The organism is Ostreiculturibacter nitratireducens, from assembly GCF_032670585.1.
Taxonomy (GTDB): domain Bacteria; phylum Pseudomonadota; class Alphaproteobacteria; order Rhodobacterales; family Rhodobacteraceae; genus Ostreiculturibacter; species Ostreiculturibacter nitratireducens.
In genome coordinates, this window is record NZ_JAVQHL010000002.1 from 1,089,660 (window position 1) to 1,112,364 (window position 22,705).

The following is a 22,705-nucleotide window of genomic DNA, read 5'->3' on the forward strand; positions in this document are numbered from 1 at the left end:
GAACGAGGTGAAGCCGTGGCCGTCAAGACCATGCTGAAGAGCATTGCGCTCGCCGCGCTAGTCGCGAGCGCCTTCTCGGCGGCCCGCGCCGAAAGCTGCGCGGTTCCCGTCGGCGCGCAGGCCGAGATCGCCAAGGCGATCGCCGCGACGAACGCCGAACGCCGCGCCCGCGGTCTTCCGGAACTCAAGGTCTCCTCGGCGCTGACAAAGGCGGCCCAGGGCCATGCCTGCGCGATGGTCAGGACGGATACGTTCAGCCATCGCCTCGCCGGCTCGTCCGGACCGAAGGCGCGGATCCGTGCGGCCGGTTGCCGGACGACGCTTGCCGCCGAGAACATCGCGATGGGGTATTCCAGCGCCGAAGCCACGATGGCCCTGTGGATGAAATCGAGCGGCCACCGGCGCAACATCCTGCTTCGTGGGGTCACGTCGGTCGGGATCGCGCTGGCCGCGCCGAGGCCGGGGCAGGGCGGCGGACCGCGTTGGGTCCAGGTTTTCGCGAAGGGCTGCTAGGGCCGCTCAGACCTTTTCGGCCGTGTCCATCCAGATCGTCACCGGCCCGTCGTTCAGAAGCCGCACCGCCATGTCCGCGCCGAATTCGCCATTGGCGACAGTGATCCCCTCTGCGCGGAGCCGGTCCGAGAAGTATTCGTAGAGCCGTTCGCCCTCCGCCGGCGCAGCGGCGTAGGAGAACCCCGGCCGGTTCCCGCGCGACGTGTCGGCGGCCAGCGTGAACTGCGACACGACGAGTGCCGCGCCACCGATGTCGAGGATCGAGCGGTTCATCTTGCCCGCTTCGTCCTTGAAGATCCTGAGCCGCGCGATCTTGGCCGCAAGCCGGTCGGCCTCCGCCTCGCCGTCGCCGGCCATCGCGCAGATGAGGATGAGAAGCCCCGGCCCGATCTCGCCCGTGACCCGGTCCTCGACCGTGACCGACGCTTCGGTCACACGCTGGATAAGCGCTCGCATCATTCTTCTCCCGGAAGTTCGTCCGCCCAGGGCGGGTTCGCGCCTGCGCGCGCGACGGTGACGGATGCGGCGCGGTTGCCAAGCGACAGGGCCGCCGTCAGGTCCGCCGTCGACAGCGAGGAGACCGCCGTCTTGTCGAGGCGGCCCGCCGCGTGGAGCGCCGCGAGGATGCCCGCGTTGAACGTGTCGCCCGCGCCGACCGTGTCGGCCACGGTGACCTTGCGGCCCGGGACGAAGACCGCGTCGTCGCCCGCGAAGCCATGCGCGCCCTTCGCACCCTCGGTCACGAAGACGGCCCTGGGGCCACGCGCCAGGATGTCCCGCGCCAGATCCGCGATCCCGCCTTCGCCCGCGATCCAGCGCAGGTCTTCGTCCGAGACCTTGACGATGTCGGCGGCCGCGATCATCCGGTCGACGCGGGCGCGGTAGCCGACCTCGTCGCGGATGAAGCCCACGCGGATGTTCGGGTCGAGCATCGTCACGTGCTTCTTCGCCTCGCGCAGCATGAGCGTTTCGTAGAACTCGCCGCAGGGTTCGACGACGAGGCTGATACCGCCGAAGAACAACGCGCCGACGCTCTCTGGGATCGCCGGCAGGTCAGCGGGTGTCAGCATCCGTCCGGCTGTGTTCTCGTCGTAAAAGGCGTAGCTGGCCTGGCCATCCACGAGCTTGACGAAGGCGAGGGTCGTGGGGCGGTCGGACCGGACGGCAAGCTGCGTGTCCACCTTCGAGGCGGAAAGGAAGTCTTCCAGAATCTCGCCAAAGAGGTCGGTGGACAGCCCCGACAGGAAGCCCGATGGCGCACCGAGCCTGCCAAGCGCGACCGCCGTGTTGAAGACTGCGCCGCCCGGGTAGGGGGCGAAGGCCGCCTCGCCCGCCGTCGTCTCGCGCGGCAGCATGTCGATCAGCGCTTCGCCGCAGCTCAGGATCGTCTTGCCTGCCATCGTCTCCTCCCCTGTGCAGAGTTCCTGCCGCTATAGCCTGACCTCCCGCGGCGGGCAATCCGGGGGGTGATTGACGCAGGTCAATGCGTCGGGTCGGCACGGTGGCGACAGTCGCGCATCCACGGTGATTTTCGCGACAAGGAGACAGGTCATGGTCGAGAAATCGCATACTTCGGGCTTCTGGCCCTCACTCTACGAACCCTTCCGGACGATGGGCACGCGGCTTGCCGAGTTCTTCGCCCCGGCCTCCGAGGCGTCGACCGACGGCGGAGCCTACCGGATCGCGATGGAGCTTCCCGGCGTCGAGGAGAAGGACATCGACGTCCACATGGACGAAGGTGTCGTGACCGTGAAGGGCGAAAAACGCACGAGCCGGGAGGAGAAGGGAGAAACCTGGTACTTCTCCGAACGCCAATACGGGTCGTTCAGCCGCTCCTTCCGCCTGCCGCCCGACGCGGACGAGACGGGGGTGAAGGCGGAACTCAAGGACGGCGTCCTGACCGTCGTCGTGCCGAAGAAAGGCCCAGCGGAAACCGCCAAGGCCAAGCGCATCCCGATCAGTCGGGGCAAGTGAGGCGGGTCGCGGGGCGGCGTCTTTGCCGCCCCCTTCACTGGTTCTGGCTCAGCCCGAAGATGATGCCCGCGACGATGGCAGCCAGGAGGACGGCGAAGGCGATCTTGATCCAGGACCAGGGCCTTTCGCCCCTGACCTTTCCCGTCTGGCCGTTGACGACGAACCGATAGCTTTTGCCGCCATACTTGTAGGCCGCGGTCCAGACCGGCAGGAGGATGTGCTTGAAGGTCTCGGCGGAAAAGTCCGTATCGACCGCCTCCACCCGCTGCGCGTCGCCACCGATGTCGCGGCGCACGTCCATTTCGATCACTCTCGCCATTTCCTCCCGGCCGATCCGATGGCCGTCGTCGAGGTCAACCGTGTAGCCCTCGGCCCGGAACCCCGCGAGGTAGTCGGGCTGGTAGGGCACCAGCGCCGAAAGGTCCCAGGGCTTCAGCGCGTCGGTGAAGCTTCGCGGCAGGCTTGTCGCGGCAAGAACCAGCACGTCGTCGAAATGCCGCGCAACCCGGCCCGAGACCGGGGTCCAGCGGATCTTGCGCACCTGTTCCTGCCGGTGCTGGCGCTTGCCGTTTACCGTGACGGTGACCGTGCGGGTTTCGTAGTAATACGTCCCGCGCTGGCCGCGGTAGCGGCTGCGGGTGTCGGCGTCGAAGGTCCAGAAGGGCGAGTATATGCCGTTCATGCGGCGGCCCTTGCGGGCATAGACCTTCAGCCCGTTCGGCGCGAACCAGAGACTTCGGAGCCAGCGACCGAGCGAGTCGCGCGCCTCCTCCTCCGTTATCGAGAAGGGGACGAGGCCCTGGGGCTTGATCTGACGCCGGGCGCCGGTGTCGATGACGACGGGCGTGGCGCAGAACGGGCATTCGCCGGCATGCGCCTCCTCCGACAACTCGATCACTGCGCCGCAGTTCGGGCAGGAGATGCTCCTCAGGTCCTCGACCGCATCGTCCATCAGCGCGTTGCGCAAGCCCGCCCGCAGGTCAAGCTCGTGCAAGCCGAGCGCCGTGCCGCGGCCGACGGCGGCCGGGATTGCCTGCTCATGCCCGCAGTGATCGCAGACCAGCCGCGTCTGCCCGGGGGCAAACCGCAGGTCCGCGCCGCATTGATCGCAGGGGTAGTGGTATTCCTCCAAAGGCCCGTGGGCCATTCGTCAGGCTCCGGGTGGTGGGGGCGGCGGGGGAGGGGGCATCACCGTGAAGAGCTGGGCAAGCTCCGCGATCTCGCCCGCAGGCTTCCAGCCGTCCTGGCCCGGGGACCAGACCAGCGTCTCGCGGGTGAAGCTGCCATCCGTCACCATGCGGCCCAGATGCCCGCGGCCGTAGGGCCCCTTGGTCTGCCCCGCCTCGGCGATGTGCCAGACCTTCTCTACCGGCGGCGGAGGTGGCGGCGGAGGCGCGGCGGCAACCTGCGGCGCGGGACCCCAGGGGCCCGGCTGGATCATCTGCTGGCCAAGCGCCACGCCCATTCCCGCGCCGAGAGCGGCGCCCATGCCGCCACCCGGCTGCGCCGCGGCGGCGCCCATCGCTTCGGCTGCGGCGAACTTCGTGTATTGCGTCAGGTCGCCCGCGATCCCCATGGAGGTGCGCTTGTCGAGAACCTTCTCCACCTCCTCGGGCAGCGAGACGTTCTCGATGTAGAATTCCGGAATCGACAGGCCATAGGCCGCGACGGTGGGCTCGATCGCCTTCACGATCAGCTTGCCGAGGTCCAGCGTGTTCGCCGCCATGTCGAGCACGGGGATTCCGGATCCGGCGATCACCCGGCTGAACTCCTGCACGATGATATTGCGGATCTGGAAGCTGATCTCGTCCGAGGTGAATTCCCCGTCCGTCCCCACGATCTCGGTCATGAACCTGCCCGGATCGGTGACGCGCAGCGTGTAGGTGCCGTAGGCGCGGATCCGAACGGGCCCGAATTCCGGGTCGCGGCAGATGACCGGGTTCTTCGTGCCCCATTTCTGGTCCGTGAAACGGGTGGTGTTGACGAAGTAGATCTCGGACTTGAAGGGTGACCGGAAGCCGTGGTCCCAGTGCTGAAGCGTCGTCAGCACCGGCATGTTGTTGGTTTCCAGCATGTAGAGGCCCGGGGTGAACACGTCGGCAAGCTGGCCCTCGTGCACGAAGACGGCCGCCTGGCCCTCGCGCACCGTCAGCTTCGCACCATACTTGATCGCGTGGCCTTCCCTCTCGAACCGCCAGACCATCGTGTCGCGGGTGTCGTCCGTCCAGTGGATGACGTCGATCAGTTCGCCGGTGAGGAAATCGAGAATGCCCATGGGACCCTCCTATTGGCTCTCGCGGCTCAACTCTCGCCGCCAAGAAGTTCCGATGCAATGACTTCGACGATGGGCCGCGCCTCGTCCTCGATCATGCCGGGCTTCAGGCGGCGGTCGTAGAGGATGCGCAGCAAGAGTTCGTCGTGGCGCGTGAGCAGCCCGAATTCCTCGTCGTCGTTGAAGATCGAGGGTCGCGCCGCCGGGCTGTCGTTGGCAAGGCCCATGCCCTGCGCCAGTTCCTCGTGGATGCAGGACAGGCGAAGCGCGTCGGGATGCTCGGCGCGGATCACCGCCACCGCCTTGGAATAGGTGGAGCCCGAGCCGTTCGAAAACGCGAAGACAAGGCAGAAGGTCGATGGCGGCATGTCCGCGATGGATCGGACGGAAGACCGGTCGATGCCCGGGACCAGTTCCATCAGTCGCGGGCCAATTGCCCGCCGTTCGTCCTCGTTCAGCATAAGGACGATGTAGTTCGGATTCCTGTCGCTCATGCGGACCGGATGGCGGGCGGAGCGGGCAAGCCGCGCGACGTAGCCGGCGATGTCCGCCTTGTCCTTTTCCCGCTGGGCCAGCGGAACCGATGGGCCGAACTCGACCGACATGCGGATCGGCTCTTCCCAGCGGCGGAGCCGCGAGGGCGTCTGGCGTGCGATGAGACCGCCGCCCGCCGTCACGTACTCGTCATAGAGCGCGATGCGAACGAAGTTCTCCACGAGCTGCCGAGTGGAAAATGGTGTGTCCGTTCCGCCGCCATCGGTCCGCAGAAGCCCCTGCGCGAGCAGGTTCGTCTGGACCCGCCGGTAATAGACCGCCATCGCCTCGCTCTCGGGCGAGCGGGGCGCGACCTCGAGCGCCGCAGGCTCCTCGGGCGGCGGCGCCGGTGTGGCGGGCGGCTGGGCAAGCTCGGCGCAGCCCGAAAGGGCGCTCAGGAGCAGCAGGAGCCCGAGGGCCTTACCGGGGATGGGGCTCTGGTTCATCGCGTCTCCGATTGTCAGGCGCTGGTGCCGACCGCGTCGCCGAGGCCGGTCTGTTTCGCTCTGGCCGCAGCCAGCGTGTCGCGCAACTCCGCCTCCATCTTCTTCAGGTCGGCTTCCGCCGCGGCGCGCTTCCGCTTGCCCTCGTCGGCGATCTGGAGTGATTCCTCGATCGTCGCGATGAGTTCGGCATTCGCGGTCTTCACCGCCTCGATGTCGAAGACCCCGCGCTCCATCTCCTCGCGCACGGCCTTTGTCGCCTGCCGAAGGTTGCGCGCGTTCGCCGTCAGAAGCTCGTTCGTGAGGTCGGTGGCCTCCCTGACCGCTACGGCGGCCTCGGAGGACCGCTGGATCGTCACCGCCTGCGCCAGCTGCGTTTCCCACAGCGGCACGGTGTTGACGAGTGTGGAGTTGATCTTCGTCACCAGGGACTTGTCGTTTTCCTGCACCAGCCGGATCGAGGGCAGCGACTGCATCGTCACCTGCCGCGTCAGCTTCAGGTCGTGCACCCGGCGTTCGAGGTCGTCGCGTGCCGCGCGAAGGTCGCGCAGTTCCTGCGCCTTTATCACCTGGTCATCCTCGGGCGCGGCATTCACCTCGGCCTCCTTGGAGGGGATCACGGCCGTGTCGAGTTCCCGCAGTTTCTCCTCGCCCGCCGCGATGTAGAGCGCGAGCTCGTCGTAGAAATCGAGCGTCTTCTCGTAGAGATTGTCGAGCGACTTGATGTCCTTGAGCAGCTTGTGCTCGTGCGTCAGAAGGTTGTCCGTGATCCGGTCGATCTGGTCCTGGACCTTCTCGAAGCGCGCGAGAAAGTTCGCGAAGGGGGCCGTCCGCCCCAGAAGCCGTTCCCACCACGACGCCTTGCGCCGCACGTCGAGTTCGGACACCGAGAAGCCGCGGATCGTGGTGACGATCTCGCGCAGGCTGTCGCCGGCAGGTCCCGCGTCCTTGTTGCGCACGTCGGTGAGCATCGCCTGGCTGATCTGCTGAAGTTCCGCCTGCGCGGTGGAGCCGAAATTGACGATCGACCCGGTGTCCGACATGTCGATCTCGCCCATCCGCTTGCGGATCTCATCGGCGACTTCCGCTGGCGCCTTCTGCAGCGGAACCACTTCCTCGGCGGGTTTGGGCTCGGGCAGGATCACCGCCGTAGCCTGCTCTATCGCCGCAAGGTCGGCGGCGGCTTGATCGCGCACGGTCTCGGTCATTGGGCTTCTCCCTTTCCGTTGATGCTGAGGCCCTCGCGGGCCAGCCGGTCGCGCAGGACCTCGATTTCCACGTCGAGGTCGCTCCTGTCGTCCAGAAGAAGTGTGCGGGTGCGCGCGGCGAAGTTCGTCTCGAGGTCAGTCAGAAGGGTTTCGTAGTCGGCCCGCGCCTTCTGGTCCTTCGTCCGGGTCCAGATGTCGGCGAACTTCACCGTCGCATCGCGCGCGCCCATCAGGTAGACGCCGAGGTAACGGCGCGCCGCCGTGAGGTCGCGCGGGTCCTCCTCGACCGTGCGGAAGAGGTCGCGGGCAGTGGTCTGGAACTGCTCCACGCGCCGGATCAGGTGCCGGTCGCCGACGCGCTGGATCGCCTCGCGCATGGAGGCCAGGTATTTCTCACCCTCCTCGACGGCGCGGCCGACGCGGTGCTGCTGGAAGCGGTCCACGCCCTCCATGCCCTTGTCCTTCAGTGGATCGGGTCCGAAGGCGAGGAAGTGCAGGACTGCGCCGAGCAGGCCGAAGATGACCGGGTTCAGTACGCTCACTCCAGGAGCGAACCCACCGAGAAAGAGCCCCACGCCCGTCAGGACGCTCGCGAAGATCTTTCGCGGGATCGCGGGGCGGCGGGCGACCTTGCGCGCCTCGTAGGCCTCGTGGGCAAGCTCGCCCTCGCGGGTGAGCCAGGCGGCCAGGATCAGTGTGCCGAAGGCCGCGAGGTCGACGGCAAGGCCCGCCGCGTTCTCTCCGAACGCGGTCAGGACCAAGGGAAACGGTGCGAAGAAGAGCATGTTGACCCGGCCGCCGGCGCGGGTCGGGCGCCGCCCTTCGAACGGGTGTTTCCGCGAGGGAGTTCCCGGCTTCTCGCGCCGGGAATTATCCGGGCTGTAGGGGCCGCCGAACCGTTCCGCCATCAGCCGCCTCCCGTGCCACCACCGGTGGCCGCGACGTAGAAAGTCAGCGCCAGCAGAAGGAAAAACGCAAGTTTCTGCAATCCCGTGCCGGACATCACCGCCCCTGACCCAGCCGATCTACATACTCAAATTCAGCTATAAGCCAGCGGGCTCCGTGGCGCCAGTGCGTTGGGCCCGCGCGGCTGGGCGTTTTGCGCAACGGGCATGATCCCGCCAGCCGCTAGCGCCCTTATTTCAGACGCCGCGCTCGCGATTCAGGCAATTCTGCCCGCCAATGAGCCGTTCGGCGCCACGCCCCATCAATGGCGGGCGCGAAGGCTCTCCGCAATCGTGTTCCGTCAGCGCTCGCCGCGCCCGCCCGGCTTCGGCCCGCGCGGGCGGCCGCCCGGTCCCTTGCCGCCGGGTTTCGGCCCGCGCGGCTTGCGGTCCGCGCCCTCGGTGCGCGGTGCGCGGGGTTTCCACTCGCGCTCGCCGGCGCCTTCCGGCCTCGGTCCGCGCGGCTTGCGGTCCGCACCCTCGGTGCGCGGTGCGCGGGGTTTCCACTCGCGGTCTCCCGATCCCTCCGGCCTCGGCCCGCGCGGCTTGCGGTCCGCACCCTCGGCGCGCGGTGCGCGGGGTTTCCATTCGCGCTCGCCGGCGCCTTCCGGCCTCGGTCCGCGCGGCTTGCGGTCCGCGCCCTCGGCGCGCGGTGCGCGGGGTTTCCATTCGCGCTCGCCGACGCCTTCCGGCCTCGGCCCGCGCGGCTTGCGGTCCGCACCCTCGGTGCGCGGTGCGCGGGGTTTCCACTCGCGCTCGCCGGCGCCTTCCGGCCTCGGTCCGCGCGGCTTGCGGTCCGCGCCCTCGGCGCGCGGTGCGCGGGGTTTCCATTCGCGCTCGCCGACGCCTTCCGGCCTCGGCCCGCGCGGTTTCCGGTCCGCACCCTCGGTGCGCGGTGCGCGGGGTTTCCACTCGCGCTCGCCGGCGCCTTCCGGCCTCGGCCCACGCGGCTTGCGGTCCGCGCCTGATTCGTCGCGCGAACGCGGCCGGAATGGCCTGTCGCCGTCGCGGCGTTCGCCTCCCTCCCTGTCCCGCCGCGGCGCCGCGCCGCGGTCGGGCCTGCCTTCCCCCCGGTCGCCGCGCGCACGCTCGGACCCTTCGCGCTGCGGCTCCTCTCCGGTCAGAAGGCTGCCAAGCTGGTCGCGCAGCACGCGCCGTTTCACCTCGACGACATCGCCCGGCTGCATCTCGTTCAGCCGGAACGGCCCGTAGCTGACCCGGATCAGCCGGTTCACGATCAGCCCGACCTCGGCCATCGCGCGCCGGACCTCGCGGTTCTTCCCTTCGCGGATCCCCACGGTCAGCCAGGCGTTCGCCCCCTGCTGGCGGTCGAGCGCCACCTCCATCGGCTGGAATTCCTCGCCGTCGATGACGATGCCCCGGCGAAGGGGGTCGAAGGTTGCGTTGTTGGGCTGGCCGTTCACCCGCACCCGGTATTTTCTGAGCCATCCGGTCGAGGGCAACTCCAGTCGCCGTTTCAGCCCGCCGTCGTTCGTCAGAAGCAGGAGACCTTCGGAATTGAGGTCGAGCCGCCCGACGCTCATCACGCGCGGCATCCCTTCCGGCAGCGTGTCGAAGACGGTCTGCCGGCCCTTTTCATCCTTCTCGGAGGTCACGAGGCCAATGGGCTTGTAGTAGAGCCAGAGCCGCGTTTCCTGCGGCGCGTCGATCGGCTTGCCGTCGAGCGTTACCTTGTCCGTCGGCAGGACGTCCAGCGCGGGGCTCGTCACCTTTACCCCGTTCACCTTGACGCGCCCGGCGAGGATCATCTTCTCGGCGTCGCGCCGCGAGGCCACACCGGCCCGCGCCATCGCCTTGGCGATGCGTTCGCCCTTGTCACCTGTTTCGCCCATCGCCGTAACCCCGCAGCCTTGCCGAAGGCCGCCTTCTAACGCCTCGCGCGGCAAACCGGAAGCGCTTGCGTGAATGCGGGGCTTCGGCGAAGAGAGGCCATGAGCCGGTTCAGGAGCTACATGGAGGAAGCCCTTGCCGAGGCCCGCGCAGCGGGGCTTCGCGGCGAGGTGCCTGTGGGCGCCGTCGTCGTCGCCCCCGACGGGCGCGTCGTTGCGGCGGCAGGGAACCGCACCCGCGAGCTCAACGACCCTTCCGCCCATGCCGAGATGCTCGCGCTTCGCGCGGCCTGCGCCGAGGCGGGGTCGGAGCGGCTTCCGGGGCACGACCTCTACGTCACGCTCGAACCCTGCCCGATGTGCGCGGGCGCCATCTCCTTTGCCCGGATCGCGCGGCTCTACTACGGTGCGTCGGACCCGAAGTCGGGCGGCGTCGCCCATGGCGCGCGGGTCTTTTCCCACCCGCAATGCCATCACGCGCCCGAGGTCTATGACGGCATCGGCGCGGCGGAGGCCGAGCGGCTTCTGAAGAGCTTCTTCGCAGACCGCCGCTGACGGTTCGACGTTGCGCAGCGCTCAAGCCATGCGCGCGAGGTGCCACAGGCCCCAACCTGCCCAAAGCACTATCACCGGCAGGACGATCCAGTAATCGCGCTCCTTGGGCAGGGACCATCCGGGCGCTGCGCGCGCCTTCGCCACCGTGGCCAGCGACACGATGGGCCAGTAGACGGTAATGCCGAGCGCGGCGGCCAGGATGACCTCGCCCCAGCCCCGTCCCGTCGCATGGCCGATCAGATCTAGACCGAGCAGCGGCGTGTAGAATACGAGATCGCCAAGGGCGAGCGCCCACCAGAAGGCCACTCCGACCTTGGTGATCCGCTCTTCGGGCTCCTGCGTGCCCATGCGGACTCCCAGATCGTAATCGAGCGCCGACAGGCACTGCGCCACGGCGAGATAGGCGAATAGAAGCCATCCCGGCCCCTGAAGCACCCAGAAGGCGAAGCCTTGGCTGTCCATCCTGTCCCTCCGTCATCGTGCCTTCGCGAACGCAGGGCCGGGCGAAGGACGCTTTTTCCGGGAAGCTTGCCGCCGGTCAGATATCGATCGGCTTCAGCACCTCGGGTTCGATCACCTCGACGCCTGGAAGCCGGGCCTTAAGTTCGTCGGCCGACTGGGCAAGCAGCGGAAATGTCTTGTAGTGGCAGGGAATCACCGTCTTGAAGCTGAAATACTTCTTCGCCGCCCAGGCCGCGGCCTTCATGTCCATGGTGAAATGCCCGCCCGCGCAAAGGATGCCGATGTCGGGATTGTGGTATTCCCCCATCCATTCCATGTCGGCCATGATGGTGGTGTCGCCGGTGATGTAGATCACGTGGCCCTCGCCCGCGATCATGAAGCCCGCCTCGTGGCCGGCATAGATCGGGCCGTCGGGCCCCCCGATCGAGGACGAATGGCTTGCGTTGACCATCGTCACCTTGGCGCCGCCAAGGTCCACCGTGCCGCCCTTGTTGAAGCCCGTCCCCTCGATCCCCTCCTTCTCGCTCCACCAGGACACGAGGTCGTAGATCCCTACGAGAGGGATGCCCTTCTCCTTGCAGATCGCGACGGCGTTGCTCGAATGGTCGCCATGGCCGTGGGTCACGAGGACATGCGTCGCGCCCTCGATCGCCTCCGCGCGCCGTTCCTCCGGGAACATCGGGTTGCCGGCGAGCCAGGGATCGACCAGGAGGACCGCCCCCTCGATCTCGATGCGGAAGCCGGAATGGCCGAGCCAGGTGATCTTCATCTACTCGCCTCCCAATTGTCTCGCTAAGACACTAGCGAAAAAGGCAGGGGTTGGAAGTGGACTGGCGCGCTGGGGTGGATGCCTATTGCGAACGGACGAGCCCGGAATTCTGGGCCGAGCCCGTGAACGCGGTCACGAACGCGGCGTTCCTGGCCGCCGCAATCCTCATGTGGCGACGCGCGCCCTTGCCCATGGCCCGCGCACTGAGCGCGGTTCTCGGCGTCATCGGCGTGGGCTCCTTCCTTTTCCACACCTTCGCGGAGCGCTGGGCGGGCCTCGCCGACGTCCTGCCGATCCTTGCGTTCATCCTTCTCTACATCTTCGCTGCCAACCGCGACTTCCTCGGCCTTTCGCCCCTCAGATCGTTCCTCGGTGTGCTGGCCTTCTTCCCCTACGCGGCCCTTGCGGTTCCCCTCTTCGCCAGGCTGGGTTTCCTCGGGTCGTCGGCGGGCTACGCGCCGATTCCCGTGCTCATCCTGGTCTACTCGGCCTTCCTCCGACCGCGTGCGCGTGAAACCGCGCGCGGGATGGCCATGGGCGCGCTGCTTCTCATCGTTTCGCTGACCTTCCGCACACTCGACGGGCCGCTCTGCGCCACAGTTCCCATGGGCACGCATTTCATGTGGCACATCCTCAACGCCGTCATGCTCGCATGGATGATCGAGACCTATTCCCGCCACATGCTTGCGGGCCGCCGTCATAGCGCGTAAATCCCGGGCCGACCAAAAGGACGGAGCCAGGCCCCATGTCCATCGACACCGATACCGCGCGCCGCGTCGCGCACCTCGCGCGCATCGCCGTGAAACCCGAGGATCTTCCCGAACTCGCCCGCGAGCTTTCGGGCATCCTCACCTTCATGGAACAGCTGAACGAAGTGGACGTGGAGGGCGTGGAGCCCATGACCTCGGTCACGCCGATGCGGCTGAAGCGCCGGAAGGACGTTGTGACCGAAGGCAACATCCAGTCCCAGATCCTATCCAACGCCCCCGATGCCCGCGAGGGCTTCTTCGCCGTTCCGAAGGTGGTCGAATGAGCGCGCTGAACTCCCTTACGATCGCCGAAGCCCGCGATCTTCTGCGCAAGCGCGAGGTCACGTCGCTCGAGATCACCGAGGCGTGCCTCAAGTCGATCGAGGGCGCCGGTGCGCTGAACGCCTTCGTCCACAAGACTCCCGAGATCGCCCATGCCCAAGCGCAGGCCGCCGACGAGCGGCTGCAGTCGGACCCCGATGCGCCCGCCATGTGCGGCATCCCGGTTGGCATCAAGGACCTCTTCTGCACCGAGGGCGTGCCATCGCAGGCCGCGTCGCGGATCCTCGAGGGCTTCCTTCCCGAATACGAATCGACCGTGAGCCGCCAGCTGAAAGAGGCGGGCTCGGTCATGCTCGGCAAGCTCAACATGGACGAATTCGCCATGGGCTCGTCGAACGAAACCTCCTGCTACGGGAACGCGGTCAACCCGTGGCGCCGCAGTGGCGACGCCACCCCGCTGACGCCCGGCGGCTCCTCGGGCGGCTCCGCCTCGGCGGTAGCGGCCGACCTCTGCCTTGGCGCGACGGGCACCGACACCGGCGGCTCGATCCGCCAGCCAGCGGCCTTCACCGGCATCGTCGGCATCAAGCCGACCTATGGCCGCTGCTCGCGCTGGGGCACGGTCGCCTTCGCCTCCTCGCTGGACCAGGCGGGGCCGATGACTAAGACGGTGCGTGACGCCGCGATCATGCTTCAGGCCATGTCGGGACCCGACCACAAGGATTCGACCTCGGCCGAGATCCCGGTTCCGGATTTCGAGGCGGCGCTTACCGGCGACATCCGCGGCAAGAAGATCGGCATTCCGAAGGAATACCGGATGGAGGGCATGCCCGCCGAGATCGAGAAACTCTGGGCCGACGGTGCGGCGATGCTGAAGGACGCGGGTGCCGAGATCGTCGACATCTCGCTTCCCTACACGAAATACGCGCTGCCCGCCTATTACGTGATCGCGCCCGCGGAGGCCTCGTCGAACCTCGCTCGATACGACGGCGTCCGCTACGGCCACCGCGCGAAGCTTGCGCAGGGCGACGGTGTCACCGAGCTTTACGAAAAGACCCGCGCCGAGGGCTTCGGCAAGGAGGTCCAGCGGCGGGTCATGATCGGGACCTACGTGCTGTCGGCCGGCTTCTATGACGCCTATTACAACCGCGCCCGCAAGATCCGCACGCTGATCAAGCGCGACTTCGACCAGGCATTCGCGTCGGGAATTGACGCGATCCTGACGCCCGCCACACCGTCGGCAGCCTTCGGCCTCGGCGAGATGGCGGAGGCGGATCCGGTGCAGATGTATCTGAACGACGTCTTCACCGTGACGGTGAACCTCGCTGGTCTGCCGGGTGTCGCCGTGCCTGCGGGGCTCGACCGCCAGGGCCTGCCGCTCGGGCTTCAGCTCATCGGCCGTCCCTGGGAAGAGGGCGACCTGCTGAATCACGCTTATGTGCTGGAACGCGCCCTGGGCTTTGTTTCCAAGCCGGAGAAATGGTGGTAAGAGCCGCCAAAACCGAAAAACCTCAGAGGTAGATCGATGCGGGTTCTTCTTCCGGTCCTGTCCGCTTTGGTGCTGGCCTCGTGCGATGCACCGGCACCGAGCCCCGACAGGGGCGTGGGCTTCCAAAGCTACGGCGATTATCAGCGCCAACGCGAGGCGGAGCTTCAGGCCGCACAGCGCGCGCGCGCCGCCGCGCTCCCGCGGCAGCCGGTCGTCGTGACCCCGGGAACGCCCTATTACGCGACGCCTGCCTACGCGGGGACCGCCCCGGCCGCGCCGCCCCAGGGCGACGCCCAGTCCGTCGCGGCCGACGCGATGGCGGCGATCCGTCCCGGCGCGGCACCCGCTGCGGCCTCCGCTGCCCCGGTCGGCGCTCCCTTGTCGGCGATGACGCCCGCTCCCGCGCCGATGGAAACCGCGTCTGCGCCCGCGCAGGTGCCGGCCACGGCTCCGAACAACTTAGGCATCTCGGACGAACAGAACTTCGCGGCCGTCTCGTCCCGCGAGACGATCGAGAGCGACAAGGCGCGCATCGCAGCGAACCGTGCGCAATACCAGGAAGTCGCGCCGACACCCGTGCCCGCGCGTCCCGCTGACATCGGGCCGAGCATCGTGGAATTCGCGCTGGCGACGACGAACCTGCCCGGTCAGGCGATCTACAGGCGCAGCGCCGTGGCGCTGTCGTCTCACGAACGCGCCTGCGCCGCCTTCGCCTCCCCCGACCTCGCCCAGGAAGCGTTCCTGAAGCGCGGCGGACCGGAGCGCGATCCGAAGAACCTCGATCCAGATGGCGACGGCTTCGCTTGCTCTTGGGACCCGCGGCCGTTCCGGAACGCACGCGGCGGCTGACGCTGTGACCGGCCTGCATCCTTCGCCCAACCACGGTGAACGCCGGGGCGGGGCGCGGCCGGACCTGATCGTAATTCATTACACGGCGATGGCAACGGCGGCCGAGGCGCGCGTGCGCCTCTGCGACCCGTCGGCCGAGGTCTCTGCCCACTGGCTGATCGCCGAGGACGGCACGGCCGAGGCGCTGGTGCCGGAGGAGGCCCGCGCCTGGCATGCCGGGGCAGGGGCCTGGGGCAGCGTCACGGACGTCAATTCCCGCTCCGTCGGCATCGAGCTTGCCAACACCGGCGACGCTCCGTTTCCCGAGCGGCAGATGGCCGCGCTGGAGCGGCTTCTTTCCGACGTCATGGCCCGCCACGGCATCCCGCAGGAGCGCGTCATCGCCCATTCCGACATGGCTCCCGGACGCAAGCGCGACCCTGGCCCCCGCTTCGACTGGCGCCGGCTCGCGCTCTCTGGCCTGTCCGTCTGGCCGGGGCAGGGCGATCCCGAAGCGCCCCTCGTTCCCTCGCTCCGCTCCTTCGGCTACCCCGAGGCGCCCCCTGAGACGCTTCTCGCCGCCTTCCGCTTGCGCTTCCGGCCTTGGGCGCGCGGGCCCGAGGCACCTGAGGACCGCGCGCTCGCCCATGACCTCGCCCGCCGCTTCCCTGTTGACGTGGGCGTCACGACTTCCTAACTGACATCTCGCGCGGATGGCCGGATGACCGCGGGGGGCGCGAGCCCCGCGAGGAAAGTCCGGACTCCATGAAGCAACGGTGCCGGGTAACGCCCGGCCGGGGAAACCCGAGGGAAAGCGCCACAGAGAAGATACCGCCCGTGCATGCACGGGTAAGGGTGAAACGGTGGGGTAAGAGCCCACCGCGGGACGGGCAACCGGACCGGCACGGCAAGCCCCACCGGGAGCAATGCCGAATAGGGGTCTCGCGCGGGACAGGTCGGGCAACCGATACCGCCGCAGGGCAGCTTCGGCCCGAGAGACCCGGGTTGGCAGCTGGAGCGCGTCGGCAACGGCGTGCCTAGAGGAATGGTCATCAGGGCGGAAACGTCCTACAGAATCCGGCTTACAGGCCATCCGCGCAGGTTTCCCCGACCGCAATGGGGGAGATGGCCCGCAAAAGGCAATTCGCCCGCGGCGTGGCCGCGATGTTTTGCTCGCCACGGCGGTTTTGCCTGTTGACTCGGGCGCGGCCCCGGGTAAAAGGCGGGCTTCAAAGGACTTCGCGGGCGGTCTGCCGTCCGGCTCTAGGAGAACGACAATGGCGAAGCCGACGACGATCAAGATCCGTCTGAACTCGACGGCGGGCACCGGGCACTTCTACGTGACCAAGAAGAATGCCCGCACCATGACCGAAAAGATGGTCGTGCGCAAATACGACCCCGTGAAGCGGGAGCACGTCGAATACAAGGAAGGCAAGATCAAGTAAGATCGCGCCGTCCGGAAGGATCAAAGGCCGCGCAGATGCGCGGCCTTTTTCTTTGTCCGGACGCTGGCCTGGAAGGGCGCAATGAAAAAGGGCCGGGGAGACCCCGGCCCTCTGTCTTCGGATGTCTCTCAGATCACTCGCGGTTGCCGAGGAACTGCAGCAGGAACATGAAGAGGTTGATGAAGTCGAGATAGAGGTTCAGCGCCCCCATGATCGCCGACTTCCCAAGCCATTCCGCATCGCCGTGATGGGCGTGCTGGATGTAGTCCATCTTCAGCCGCTGCGTGTCGTAGGCCGTCAGGCCCGCGAAGATCAGAACGCCGATCGCCGAGATCGCGAGGTGCACGATGGGCGAACCAAGGAAGATGTTCACGATCGAGGCGACGATCAGCCCGACGAGGCCCATGATGAGGAACGCGCCGAGGCCCGAGATGTCGCGCTTGGTCGTGTATCCGTAGAGCGAAAGGCTCGCGAAGGCGATCGCGGTCACGAGGAAGGTCTGCGCGATCGACATCCCGGTGAAGACCAGGAAGATCGAGCTGAGCGACAGGCCCATCAGCGACGCATAGACGTAGAAGTAGATCTGCGCGCCGGCGGCGGAGATGCGGTTGAGCACCGCGCCGAAGCCGAAGACCATCGCGAGCGGCGCGAACATCACGACCCATTTCAGCGGCGTCGTGTAGAGCGCGACGCCAAGGCCGGTGAGGTACTCGTCCGCGCCGATCTGATAAGGCGTCGGCGCCGAAGTGACCGAAAGCCCCGCGATCGCCCACGCGGCGAGCGCGGTGATCAGCAGGCCAACGGACATCGTGCCGTAGACCTTGTTCATATGGGCGCGAAGGCCCTCATCGATCCTGACTGCACCGGCCGTGGCCTGGCCCGCGCGGATCGTGTTGTATTCAGCCATTGAAGCCTCCAGTTGCGTTTCCCGTGGCGGGCGATTTCGTGCCGCCGCGCCTTGCCGGAAAATATCGGCTGCATGGCCGTTCATTTCAAGGTTTTACGCTCCCGAAATCGGACGTTCAGCGCAGCCAGGTCTGCGGCACGTCCCAGACAGGCCGCTTCGCCTCGGCCCGCGCCGCACTTTCGTCGACGCCGACGTCGTCCAGAAGCCTCCCGTCAAGCCGTGCAAGGTCCCGGCGCTGGCGCCCCGCCTCTGACATGAGCCGGATGAACCTGAAGGGGTGAAACCCCCGGAAACTGCGGGAAACAAGTGTCCATTCCATTTCATCCTCCATAAGTGGTGATCCAAAATTCCGCTTCCATCAGGAAGCTTGATGTTTTTCGCCGATCGTGGTTCTTTATGGAAACGAATGATTGTGGCGTGATGTATCACGGATCTTGATATGCCCCGAAATCTCGACATGACTGCGCTCCGTGCTTTCGTGACCGTCGCCGAAGCAGGCGGCGTCACCCGCGCCGCGGGGCTTCTGAACCTGACGCAGTCGGCCGTTTCCATGCAGATCAAGCGGCTGGAAGAGGGCTTGGGGCGGGCGTTCTTCACCCGCGCGGCGCGGCGTCTCGCGCTCACGCCAGAGGGCGAGCAGCTGCTGGGCTACGCCCGCCGGATGCTTGAGTTGAACGACGAGGCTCTGTCACGTCTGACGGACGATGCCTACGAAGGTGAAATCCGCCTCGGCGTGCCACACGACATCGTCTACCCGTACATCCCGCGCATCCTGAAACGTCTCGCGGCCGACTATCCGCGGCTTCGGGTGAACCTCGTCTCGTCGTTTTCGATCCCGCTGAAGGAAGGTTTCGCGCATGGCGATTTCGACATGATCCTTACGACGGAGGCGACCCCGGGTACGGGCGGCGAGGTGATCGCGCGGCGCGAGCTCGTCTGGATCGGAGCCCCGGACGGCACCGCGTGGCAGCGCCGTCCCCTGCGGCTTGGCTTCATCGAGGACTGCTATTTCCGCCCGATCGCCCGCGCGGCGCTGGATGCTGCTGGAATCCCGTGGGAAATGGCCGTGGACGGCAAGTCCGAACAGGTCGTGGAGGCTTCGGTCGCCGCCGATCTTGCCGTCTCGGCACGGCTGCGGGGCGGCGTGCCGGAGGGCACCGCGGCGATCGAGCCTGGCAACGTGTTGCCCCAGCTCGGGAGCCTCGCGATCTGCCTCTACCGTGCACCGGGCGGCCTCGGCGGAGCGCCGGCGGAAGCCCTTCTCTCGCAATTGCGGGCCGCCTATTCCGGCGCGGACTGAGGCCGAAGACGCTCTTCAGGCCTCCATCGTGACGACGACCTTCCCGGTCGATTTCCTGGCACGGAGTAGCTCAAGCGCCTCCTCTGCACGGTCCAGCGGAAGAGTGTGGCTCACATGCGGCTTGATCTTGCCATCGGCATACCAGCCCAGAAGCTCCGCGAGGCTCTCGGTCAGGACTTTCGGACGGAAGGCCAGGTAGCCGCCCCAGTAGAGCCCGATCACGGTCAGGTTCTTCACGAGAAGATGGTTCGCCGCGATCTGCGGCACCTCCCCGCTCGCGAAGCCCACGGGGATGATGCGCCCCTCCGGCCGCATCGCGCGCAGTGCCGCCTTGAACTGATCGCCCCCAACCGGGTCATAGCAGACATCCGCCCCGCCAAGGGCCTTCACCTCGGCCCTGATATCCGCCGTGTCGCTGTCGATCAGGTGATCGGCCCCGGCCGCCTTTGCGACCTCAAGCTTGTCTTTCCCCCGCGCGACCGCGATCACGCGCGCTCCCATCAGCTTGCCGATCTCGACCGCCGTGAGCCCGACGCCCCCCGCCGCGCCCAGAACGAGAAGGGTCTCTCCCGGCTGGAGCCGCGCGCGGTGGCGAAGCGCCACATGGCTTGTCCCGTAGGCGACCTGGAACGCCGCGGCGTGCTCGAAGCTCATGCCGTCGGGCAGTGGCAGGCAGCGTTCGGCCGGGAAGCAACCGTAGTCGGCAAGCCCGCCATGTCCGGCGAAGACCGCGACGCGCGTCCCCGGCGCGGGGGCGTCGACACCCTCGCCGACCGCCTGCACGGTCCCCGCAAGCTCCATGCCGAGCGTGAAGGGCAGGTCCGGGCGCTCCTGATATCGGCCCTCGATCATCAGGAGATCTGCGAAGTTGAGCCCGCAGGTCGCAATCCTCACTGCTACCTCGCCGGGTCCGGGCACGGGTTTCGGCAACTCGGCAAGCCTGGGTTGCGTTCCGAATTCGACGATCTGCAGGGCGCGCATGTCAGTCCTCCTTTGCCATGCCGAAAGGGCTAGGGAATTCGGCGGGATTCTGCCAGAGGTCGCGCCGAAATCCGCTCATTCGGACGCACCGGAGGTTCGCTTCGGGTGCCCACCGTCGCCGGAAAAGCGATTCGTTTTGCTGCGGGACAACCTGTGGCGCCGGCGGTGCCGCACACGCTATGCGCGTAAACTGACCGCAAGACCTATCTAAAAGGATAGCCAAAAAGGCTCCCGCAGAGGGCGAATTCCACACGGAAATCTCGTATGATTGGGCATGAGCTTGGGAGACCGTACATGAAACATCCAGTTGACGCCCATGTCGGCAAACGCATCCGTCACCGCCGGTGGATGGTTGGCATGACTCAACAGCAACTTGCGGACAAGGTTGGCATCAAGTTCCAGCAAATCCAGAAATACGAGACCGGCATGAACCGCGTCTCGGCCTCGCGGCTGTGGGATATCGCAGACGCTCTGGGCGTTCCGATCAACTTCTTCTTCGAGGGGATCGACTCTCGGGCATCGCGCCGGCAGGAAGTCGAGGGCGACATCCTCGCGGACAAGGAAGCGCTGCTTCTGGTCCGGTCCTACTACGCGATCCCGGAGGCTCAGCGCCGCCGGCTCTTCGAACTCGCCCGCGTTCTGTCCGACGCCGCGTAAGCCCCTGTCGTCCCGGCCTGCTTGACGGGCCGGGATGCGCCCTCTACCGCTACGCTCCGCGAGGGGCGGAGGAGTTGATGGTTGATGCGGGTAGACCTTTCTGATGACGACCGCGCTGCGCTGATCGCGACGGCAGATGCCTTGGCCGACGCCGCGCGTGTCGAAACGCTCGCGCATTTCCGGACCGCGGAACTCTCGGCTGAAAACAAAGAGAAAATACGCTTCGATCCCGTGACGGTCGCCGACCGCGCGGCAGAACGGGCGATGCGCGAGATCCTCGGACGGATGCGCCCGGGCGACGCGATCCTTGGCGAGGAATACGGGGCGAAATCCGGAACGTCGGGCCTGACCTGGGTCATCGACCCTATCGACGGGACGCGCAGCTACCTTTCGGGAACGCCGACCTGGGGTGTCCTCATTGCGGTCGCGGACGCGCGCGGCCCGATCTACGGCCTGATCGATCAGCCCTATATCGGCGAGCGTTTTGCTGGCGGCCTCGGCGTGGCCGAGGCCACGGGGCCGATGGGCAAGCGCACGCTCCGTGCGCGCGCTCCAAGGCCGCTGTCGGACGCGATCCTGTTCTCGACCTTCCCCGAAGTCGGAACCGAGGCCGAGGGCCGCGCGTTCCACAGCCTCTCCGCCCGGACGAAGCTGACCCGCTACGGGACCGACTGTTACGCCTACGCTCTCGTCGCTTTGGGGCAGATCGACCTCGTCGTCGAGGCGGGCCTTCAGCCCTATGACGTGCAGGCCCCGATTGCTGTCATCGAGGCTGCTGGAGGCATCGTGACCGACTGGAAGGGCGGCCCCGCGCATCAGGGCGGGCGTATCCTAGCGGCGGCGAACAGGGAAGTCCACGAAGCTGCGCTGGCGATCCTCGGCAAGACACCCGAGGGTTGATTGGGACAAACCTGCGCCGCGCACGCAGTGGCGGGAGGAGTGCCGTCAGCCGAGCGGCCCCTTGTCGCCGCGTCGGTCAGTCATGGCCGATGACCGGGGTGCAGGCAGACCGATTTCCGGCGGCGGAAAGACGCCGAGACGGTCAAATCGCCAATCGAAACCGAAAGTGTGCGGCCGGAACCTTGCGTCGGGTCCGGCGCCGTCGCTAGTTTGCGGATGCGGCGCCCGAGTCCTTCAGCCCCCTTCTGTCGGGTCCCGTTTCCCCATCCGCCGAAGGGGGCGGAGAGAAGGGGGACTCCATGCGCGAAATCCTGATCCGTGGTGCGGCCGTTGTCGTGACGATGGATGCCGATCGCCGCGAGCTTGCCGGCGGCGACGTCCTGATCCGCGACGGCGTAGTTGCCGGGGTAGGGCATGGCCTTTCCTCATCGGGCGAGGTTCTCGAGGCGGCGGGATGCGTCGTCACGCCGGGGTTCGTCAATACCCATCACCATCTCTACCAGACCCTTACCCGGGCAGTTCCGGGCGGGCAGGACGCGCTTCTCTTCGGCTGGCTCAAGACGCTCTACCCGATCTGGGCGCGGATGGGCCCTGAGGAGATACGGGTGTCAGCGCTGGTGGGGCTCGCGGAACTTGCACTGACGGGCTGCTCGCTGACCTCGGACCACCTCTACCTTTTCCCGAACGGCGCGCGGCTGGACGACACAATCGACGCGGCGCGCGAGATCGGGCTGCGGTTCCACGCGACGCGGGGCGCCATGTCGATCGGGGAGAGCGCGGGCGGGCTTCCCCCCGACAGCCTTGTGGAACGGGAGCCCGCGATCCTCGAGGATTGCATCCGGGTCATCGACGCCTTCCACGATCGGGGCGAAGGCGCGATGGTCCGCGTGGGCGTGGCGCCCTGTTCACCCTTCTCGGTCAGCCGGGAACTGATGCGGGACGCGGCGCTGCTCGCCCGCGACAAGGGCGTGATGCTTCACACGCATCTCGCGGAGAACGACGAGGACATCGCCTATTCGCTGTCGCAGTTCGGCTGCCGGCCCGGGCAATATGCCGAGGACCTCGGCTGGACTGGCGACGATGTCTGGCATGCCCATTGCGTCAAACTCGACGGGGCGGAGATCGACCTATTCGCCCGGTCGCGCACCGGGGTGGCGCATTGCCCATGTTCGAACTGCCGTCTCGGGTCCGGGATCGCGCCGGTCCGGGCGATGAGGGATGCTGGCGTGAAGGTCGGGCTCGGCGTCGACGGTTCGGCATCGAACGATGCTGGCAGCCTTGTAGGCGAGGCGCGGCAGGCGATGCTTCTGCAGCGCGTGGCGAACGGCGCGGATGCGATGAGCGCACGTGAGGCGCTGGAGATCGCGACGCTCGGCGGCGCGCGGGTGCTGGGGCGGACCGATTGCGGCTCGCTGGAACCTGGAAAGCGGGCCGATATCGCGATCTGGGACGTCTCTGGCGTCGAGGCAGCGGGTGCCTGGGACCCGGTGGCGGCGCTTGTGCTTTGCGGGCCTGCGCGCGTGCGCGACCTTTTCGTCGAGGGGCGGCAGGTCGTACGGGCCGGGCAGGTGGCGACGATCGATCTGCCCCGGGTCATGGAAAACCAGAACCGTCTGGCGCGGCGGCTGATGGGGTGAGCCCGC

The 22,705-nt window shown here is 67.3% G+C and carries 26 protein-coding genes and 1 other RNA gene; 14 read left to right on the forward strand and 13 right to left on the reverse strand.

Annotation, left to right across the window (positions count from 1 at the left end):
- Positions 1 to 15 precede the first annotated feature (15 nt).
- Complete coding sequence (locus ABCN56_RS12660) at positions 16 to 513, forward strand: CAP domain-containing protein (RefSeq protein WP_343081152.1); 498 nt, start codon at positions 16 to 18, stop codon at positions 511 to 513.
- Between the two features lie 6 nt (positions 514 to 519).
- Here the strand turns inward: ABCN56_RS12660 and dtd are convergent, their stop codons facing one another.
- Both dtd and ABCN56_RS12670 read right to left on the reverse strand, forming a co-directional pair.
- Complete coding sequence (gene dtd / locus ABCN56_RS12665; RefSeq protein WP_343081153.1) at positions 520 to 969, reverse strand: D-aminoacyl-tRNA deacylase; 450 nt, start codon at positions 967 to 969, stop codon at positions 520 to 522.
- Positions 969 to 1,913: a carbohydrate kinase family protein gene (locus ABCN56_RS12670; RefSeq protein ID WP_343081154.1), complete on the reverse strand. Its 945-nt coding sequence runs from the start codon at positions 1,911 to 1,913 to the stop codon at positions 969 to 971. Before ABCN56_RS12670 ends, dtd begins: the two co-directional genes overlap by 1 nt.
- Positions 1,914 to 2,064: 151 nt before the next feature.
- Here ABCN56_RS12670 and ABCN56_RS12675 point away from each other — a divergent pair, with 151 nt between their 5' ends.
- Positions 2,065 to 2,487, forward strand: coding sequence for an Hsp20/alpha crystallin family protein (locus ABCN56_RS12675; RefSeq protein WP_343081155.1), 423 nt, complete (start codon positions 2,065 to 2,067; stop codon positions 2,485 to 2,487).
- A 34-nt stretch (positions 2,488 to 2,521) separates the two neighbouring features.
- On the opposite strand, the gene ABCN56_RS12680 is transcribed toward ABCN56_RS12675, so the two are convergent.
- From ABCN56_RS12680 to ABCN56_RS12705, 6 genes are all read right to left on the reverse strand, one after another.
- Positions 2,522 to 3,634 carry a TFIIB-type zinc ribbon-containing protein gene (locus ABCN56_RS12680; protein WP_343081156.1) on the reverse strand — a complete coding sequence of 371 codons (1,113 nt, stop codon included), beginning with the start codon at positions 3,632 to 3,634 and terminating at the stop codon, positions 2,522 to 2,524.
- Between the two features lie 3 nt (positions 3,635 to 3,637).
- Positions 3,638 to 4,762 (reverse strand): SPFH domain-containing protein, encoded by a 1,125-nt coding sequence (locus ABCN56_RS12685; protein ID WP_343081157.1) that lies wholly within the window; start codon positions 4,760 to 4,762, stop codon positions 3,638 to 3,640.
- Between the two features lie 26 nt (positions 4,763 to 4,788).
- Positions 4,789 to 5,739, reverse strand: a complete 951-nt coding sequence (locus ABCN56_RS12690) for a DUF2927 domain-containing protein (protein WP_343081158.1) — start codon at positions 5,737 to 5,739, stop codon at positions 4,789 to 4,791.
- A gap of 14 nt (positions 5,740 to 5,753) precedes the next feature.
- Positions 5,754 to 6,944: a toxic anion resistance protein gene (locus ABCN56_RS12695; protein ID WP_343081159.1), complete on the reverse strand. Its 1,191-nt coding sequence runs from the start codon at positions 6,942 to 6,944 to the stop codon at positions 5,754 to 5,756.
- Positions 6,941 to 7,852 carry a 5-bromo-4-chloroindolyl phosphate hydrolysis family protein gene (locus ABCN56_RS12700; RefSeq protein WP_343081160.1) on the reverse strand — a complete coding sequence of 304 codons (912 nt, stop codon included), beginning with the start codon at positions 7,850 to 7,852 and terminating at the stop codon, positions 6,941 to 6,943. Before ABCN56_RS12700 ends, ABCN56_RS12695 begins: the two co-directional genes overlap by 4 nt.
- Positions 7,853 to 8,190: 338 nt before the next feature.
- On the reverse strand, positions 8,191 to 9,741 hold the full coding sequence (locus tag ABCN56_RS12705; protein ID WP_343081161.1) for a pseudouridine synthase: 1,551 nt from the start codon (positions 9,739 to 9,741) through the stop codon (positions 8,191 to 8,193).
- Between the two features lie 99 nt (positions 9,742 to 9,840).
- Here ABCN56_RS12705 and ABCN56_RS12710 point away from each other — a divergent pair, with 99 nt between their 5' ends.
- Positions 9,841 to 10,293, forward strand: coding sequence for a nucleoside deaminase (locus ABCN56_RS12710; RefSeq protein ID WP_343081162.1), 453 nt, complete (start codon positions 9,841 to 9,843; stop codon positions 10,291 to 10,293).
- A gap of 21 nt (positions 10,294 to 10,314) precedes the next feature.
- On the opposite strand, the gene ABCN56_RS12715 is transcribed toward ABCN56_RS12710, so the two are convergent.
- A complete protein-coding gene (locus ABCN56_RS12715) occupies positions 10,315 to 10,755 on the reverse strand; it encodes a hypothetical protein (RefSeq protein ID WP_343081163.1) in 441 nt (146 codons plus the stop codon).
- 76 nt (positions 10,756 to 10,831) lie between these two features.
- A complete protein-coding gene (locus ABCN56_RS12720) occupies positions 10,832 to 11,524 on the reverse strand; it encodes a metal-dependent hydrolase (protein ID WP_343081164.1) in 693 nt (230 codons plus the stop codon).
- Positions 11,525 to 11,580: 56 nt separating this feature from the next.
- Between ABCN56_RS12720 and ABCN56_RS12725 the strand changes: the two genes are divergently transcribed.
- The 7 genes from ABCN56_RS12725 to rpmG all read left to right on the forward strand — a co-directional run bounded on the left by ABCN56_RS12725 (position 11,581) and on the right by rpmG (position 16,317).
- Positions 11,581 to 12,234: a ceramidase domain-containing protein gene (locus ABCN56_RS12725; RefSeq protein ID WP_343081165.1), complete on the forward strand. Its 654-nt coding sequence runs from the start codon at positions 11,581 to 11,583 to the stop codon at positions 12,232 to 12,234.
- A gap of 35 nt (positions 12,235 to 12,269) precedes the next feature.
- Positions 12,270 to 12,557 carry an Asp-tRNA(Asn)/Glu-tRNA(Gln) amidotransferase subunit GatC gene (gene gatC / locus ABCN56_RS12730; RefSeq protein ID WP_343081166.1) on the forward strand — a complete coding sequence of 96 codons (288 nt, stop codon included), beginning with the start codon at positions 12,270 to 12,272 and terminating at the stop codon, positions 12,555 to 12,557.
- Complete coding sequence (gene gatA, locus ABCN56_RS12735; protein ID WP_343081167.1) at positions 12,554 to 14,044, forward strand: Asp-tRNA(Asn)/Glu-tRNA(Gln) amidotransferase subunit GatA; 1,491 nt, start codon at positions 12,554 to 12,556, stop codon at positions 14,042 to 14,044. The genes gatC and gatA overlap by 4 nt, the downstream gene beginning before the upstream one ends.
- Before the next feature lie 36 nt (positions 14,045 to 14,080).
- Positions 14,081 to 14,893, forward strand: a complete 813-nt coding sequence (locus ABCN56_RS12740; protein WP_343081168.1) for a hypothetical protein — start codon at positions 14,081 to 14,083, stop codon at positions 14,891 to 14,893.
- Between the two features lie 13 nt (positions 14,894 to 14,906).
- Positions 14,907 to 15,569: an N-acetylmuramoyl-L-alanine amidase gene (locus tag ABCN56_RS12745; protein WP_343081494.1), complete on the forward strand. Its 663-nt coding sequence runs from the start codon at positions 14,907 to 14,909 to the stop codon at positions 15,567 to 15,569.
- A gap of 12 nt (positions 15,570 to 15,581) precedes the next feature.
- An RNA gene (rnpB, locus tag ABCN56_RS12750) (RNase P RNA component class A) lies at positions 15,582 to 15,973 on the forward strand.
- Between the two features lie 176 nt (positions 15,974 to 16,149).
- The gene (gene rpmG, locus ABCN56_RS12755) at positions 16,150 to 16,317 is read left to right on the forward strand and encodes a 50S ribosomal protein L33 (protein ID WP_017928995.1); all 168 of its coding nucleotides are present in this window, start codon (positions 16,150 to 16,152) and stop codon (positions 16,315 to 16,317) included.
- Between the two features lie 133 nt (positions 16,318 to 16,450).
- On the opposite strand, the gene ABCN56_RS12760 is transcribed toward rpmG, so the two are convergent.
- Positions 16,451 to 17,224, reverse strand: coding sequence for a Bax inhibitor-1/YccA family protein (locus ABCN56_RS12760; protein WP_343081169.1), 774 nt, complete (start codon positions 17,222 to 17,224; stop codon positions 16,451 to 16,453).
- A gap of 115 nt (positions 17,225 to 17,339) precedes the next feature.
- Entirely contained in the window at positions 17,340 to 17,543 is a 204-nt protein-coding gene (locus tag ABCN56_RS12765; RefSeq protein ID WP_343081170.1) for a DUF1127 domain-containing protein, read from the reverse strand.
- Between the two features lie 138 nt (positions 17,544 to 17,681).
- Between ABCN56_RS12765 and ABCN56_RS12770 the strand changes: the two genes are divergently transcribed.
- Entirely contained in the window at positions 17,682 to 18,524 is an 843-nt protein-coding gene (locus ABCN56_RS12770; RefSeq protein ID WP_425466098.1) for a LysR family transcriptional regulator, read from the forward strand.
- A 15-nt stretch (positions 18,525 to 18,539) separates the two neighbouring features.
- On the opposite strand, the gene ABCN56_RS12775 is transcribed toward ABCN56_RS12770, so the two are convergent.
- Entirely contained in the window at positions 18,540 to 19,505 is a 966-nt protein-coding gene (locus tag ABCN56_RS12775; protein WP_343081172.1) for an NADPH:quinone oxidoreductase family protein, read from the reverse strand.
- A gap of 294 nt (positions 19,506 to 19,799) precedes the next feature.
- On the opposite strand from ABCN56_RS12775, the gene ABCN56_RS12780 reads away from it, so the two are divergent.
- The 3 genes from ABCN56_RS12780 (at position 19,800) to ABCN56_RS12790 (ending at position 22,699) form a co-directional block, all read left to right on the forward strand.
- On the forward strand, positions 19,800 to 20,162 hold the full coding sequence (locus tag ABCN56_RS12780; protein WP_343081173.1) for a helix-turn-helix domain-containing protein: 363 nt from the start codon (positions 19,800 to 19,802) through the stop codon (positions 20,160 to 20,162).
- Positions 20,163 to 20,246: 84 nt separating this feature from the next.
- Positions 20,247 to 21,062 carry an inositol monophosphatase family protein gene (locus ABCN56_RS12785; protein ID WP_343081174.1) on the forward strand — a complete coding sequence of 272 codons (816 nt, stop codon included), beginning with the start codon at positions 20,247 to 20,249 and terminating at the stop codon, positions 21,060 to 21,062.
- 299 nt (positions 21,063 to 21,361) lie between these two features.
- Positions 21,362 to 22,699, forward strand: coding sequence for an 8-oxoguanine deaminase (locus ABCN56_RS12790; RefSeq protein WP_343081175.1), 1,338 nt, complete (start codon positions 21,362 to 21,364; stop codon positions 22,697 to 22,699).
- Positions 22,700 to 22,705: the final 6 nt, after the last annotated feature.

Bases quoted from the DNA above. Each gene is read 5' to 3' on its own strand.
- ABCN56_RS12700 (WP_343081160.1), bottom strand. From the start codon at position 7,852: ATGGCGGAACGGTTCGGCGGCCCCTACAGCCCGGATAATTCCCGGCGC.
- ABCN56_RS12705 (WP_343081161.1), bottom strand. From the start codon at position 9,741: ATGGGCGAAACAGGTGACAAGGGCGAACGCATCGCCAAGGCGATGGCG.
- dtd (WP_343081153.1), bottom strand. From the start codon at position 969: ATGCGAGCGCTTATCCAGCGTGTGACCGAAGCGTCGGTCACGGTCGAG.
- ABCN56_RS12685 (WP_343081157.1), bottom strand. From the start codon at position 4,762: ATGGGCATTCTCGATTTCCTCACCGGCGAACTGATCGACGTCATCCAC.
- ABCN56_RS12670 (WP_343081154.1), bottom strand. From the start codon at position 1,913: ATGGCAGGCAAGACGATCCTGAGCTGCGGCGAAGCGCTGATCGACATG.
- ABCN56_RS12760 (WP_343081169.1), bottom strand. From the start codon at position 17,224: ATGGCTGAATACAACACGATCCGCGCGGGCCAGGCCACGGCCGGTGCA.
- gatC (WP_343081166.1), top strand. From the start codon at position 12,270: ATGTCCATCGACACCGATACCGCGCGCCGCGTCGCGCACCTCGCGCGC.
- ABCN56_RS12720 (WP_343081164.1), bottom strand. From the start codon at position 11,524: ATGAAGATCACCTGGCTCGGCCATTCCGGCTTCCGCATCGAGATCGAG.
- ABCN56_RS12690 (WP_343081158.1), bottom strand. From the start codon at position 5,739: ATGAACCAGAGCCCCATCCCCGGTAAGGCCCTCGGGCTCCTGCTGCTC.
- rpmG (WP_017928995.1), top strand. From the start codon at position 16,150: ATGGCGAAGCCGACGACGATCAAGATCCGTCTGAACTCGACGGCGGGC.
- ABCN56_RS12765 (WP_343081170.1), bottom strand. From the start codon at position 17,543: ATGGAATGGACACTTGTTTCCCGCAGTTTCCGGGGGTTTCACCCCTTC.
- ABCN56_RS12680 (WP_343081156.1), bottom strand. From the start codon at position 3,634: ATGGCCCACGGGCCTTTGGAGGAATACCACTACCCCTGCGATCAATGC.
- ABCN56_RS12675 (WP_343081155.1), top strand. From the start codon at position 2,065: ATGGTCGAGAAATCGCATACTTCGGGCTTCTGGCCCTCACTCTACGAA.
- ABCN56_RS12775 (WP_343081172.1), bottom strand. From the start codon at position 19,505: ATGCGCGCCCTGCAGATCGTCGAATTCGGAACGCAACCCAGGCTTGCC.
- ABCN56_RS12715 (WP_343081163.1), bottom strand. From the start codon at position 10,755: ATGGACAGCCAAGGCTTCGCCTTCTGGGTGCTTCAGGGGCCGGGATGG.
- ABCN56_RS12770 (WP_425466098.1), top strand. From the start codon at position 17,682: ATGACTGCGCTCCGTGCTTTCGTGACCGTCGCCGAAGCAGGCGGCGTC.
- ABCN56_RS12695 (WP_343081159.1), bottom strand. From the start codon at position 6,944: ATGACCGAGACCGTGCGCGATCAAGCCGCCGCCGACCTTGCGGCGATA.
- ABCN56_RS12740 (WP_343081168.1), top strand. From the start codon at position 14,081: ATGCGGGTTCTTCTTCCGGTCCTGTCCGCTTTGGTGCTGGCCTCGTGC.
- ABCN56_RS12780 (WP_343081173.1), top strand. From the start codon at position 19,800: ATGAAACATCCAGTTGACGCCCATGTCGGCAAACGCATCCGTCACCGC.
- ABCN56_RS12710 (WP_343081162.1), top strand. From the start codon at position 9,841: ATGAGCCGGTTCAGGAGCTACATGGAGGAAGCCCTTGCCGAGGCCCGC.
- ABCN56_RS12785 (WP_343081174.1), top strand. From the start codon at position 20,247: ATGCGGGTAGACCTTTCTGATGACGACCGCGCTGCGCTGATCGCGACG.
- ABCN56_RS12790 (WP_343081175.1), top strand. From the start codon at position 21,362: ATGCGCGAAATCCTGATCCGTGGTGCGGCCGTTGTCGTGACGATGGAT.
- gatA (WP_343081167.1), top strand. From the start codon at position 12,554: ATGAGCGCGCTGAACTCCCTTACGATCGCCGAAGCCCGCGATCTTCTG.